This window comes from Xanthomonas axonopodis, assembly GCF_001304695.1.
In the GTDB taxonomy this organism is placed as follows: domain Bacteria; phylum Pseudomonadota; class Gammaproteobacteria; order Xanthomonadales; family Xanthomonadaceae; genus Xanthomonas; species Xanthomonas axonopodis.
The window spans coordinates 1-1,076 of record NZ_JFAQ01000200.1; the positions used below are offsets into that span (position 1 = coordinate 1).

Below are 1,076 nucleotides of genomic sequence, written 5' to 3' on the forward strand. Positions count from 1 at the left end.
AAAATCGGGGGGACGTCGCATCCACGCTAGGTCATCGCCTGCATGCCGGCGCCCGCTCGCGCAACCGTAATCGCTTCCACCAGCAGATCGGCAGTGACCGGTTTGCGCAGGAATCCGTCGAAGCCTGCGGCCTGTGCCTGCGTTTGCGCCGCGCTGTCGGCGCGTGCCGTGACTGCCAGCAGCGGGAAGCCATGGCCAAGCTGGCGCAGCTGCGATGCCAGGGCAAAGACGTCCAGCCCGGGGAGATCCAGATCCAGCAGCGCGATGTCGAACCCGCCATCCACCGTTTCCGACAACGCAGCCAGCCCATGCGCGGCATGCACCACGCGGTGGCCTCGATTGGTCAACAAGCCACTGATCACCTCGGCCACGGTAGGGTCGTCCTCCACCAGCAGGATGCGCAGCGGCTCGCCTGCAAGCAGTTGGGACTGGCCGGCAGCGATGCGCGTGCCAGAGCGGTCGATCGGCAAGGGCAGATCCACGGTGAACTGGGTGCCGACGCCAAGCCGGCTGCGCACGCGGATTCGGCCCTTTATTGCCACGGTGAGTTCCTGGCAGATCGCCAGCCCGAGCCCGCTGCCGCCGAAGCGCGAACTGGTGCGCGCTCCCTGGCCTTGTTCGAAGCGCTGGAACAATCGCTTCTGCTGTTCCGGCCCGATGCCAGGACCCGTATCGCGCACCTTGAAGCGCAAGGTGTCGCAGTGGTGGCTGACGGTAAGCGACACCTCGCCGCGTTCGGCAAACTTGATCGCATTGCCCAACAGGTTGATCAGGATCTGACGCACCCGCGTCGCATCGCCCACGACCACCACATGCGTGGGGAGCTGATTGCGGTACTTAGAGCGGCTAACAAAACCCAGGAAGCATGCGTAAGCAGATGATGGAGCATGCAAGCGAGAGCAACGCCAAGTGGATATCGATGCGGCGTTCGAAGCGGATACGCAGCTTGCCCATGCCGGCAAACCAAGCGTGCGTGCGCTCGACGACCCAGCGGTGCTGGCCCAGTCGGTCGTTGCGTTCGATGCCCTTGCGTGCAATCCGCGCAGTGATGCCGCGCTGCTTCAGGGCGTTGCGGC

General features: G+C 64.9%; 1 protein-coding gene and 1 pseudogene. Both read right to left on the reverse strand.

All coding sequences use genetic code 11. The features are described from left to right. Positions 1–26 precede the first annotated feature (26 nt). Positions 27–839: pseudogene (locus XAXN_RS16810) on the reverse strand (ATP-binding protein); the annotation flags it as partial. A gap of 7 nt (positions 840–846) precedes the next feature. Beyond that, a partial coding sequence (locus XAXN_RS16815) for a transposase (RefSeq protein WP_167694819.1) occupies positions 847–1,076 on the reverse strand: 230 nt, incomplete at its 5' end.